General features: G+C 46.1%; 1 pseudogene. It reads right to left on the minus strand.

The features are described from left to right. Window positions 1-269: pseudogene (locus tag AB4585_RS24015) on the minus strand (IS30 family transposase); the annotation flags it as partial.

Raw genomic sequence — 269 nt, forward strand, 5'->3', positions numbered from 1 at the left:
CAGCGGTAATTGATACGATGTTGAGCTCTTTCGATATCCTCGTCACTGACCGTTCTTAAGTCTGTCCCTTTCTTTACGTACTGCCTCAATAAGCCATTAGCGTTCTCATTAGCTCCCCGCTCCCAAGAGCTGTAGGGGTGAGCAAAATACACCTCAGCTTCCAGTGCCTTGGCTATTTCTTCATGGCCAGAAAATTCCCGACACCATTGTCTGCGGTAATGGTATGAACGAATTCTTTGTAAGGCAGTAACATATCTATGGTCGCTTGA

The sequence above is a fragment of the Vibrio sp. 10N.222.49.C9 genome (assembly GCF_041474985.1).
GTDB lineage: Bacteria > Pseudomonadota > Gammaproteobacteria > Enterobacterales > Vibrionaceae > Vibrio > Vibrio crassostreae_C.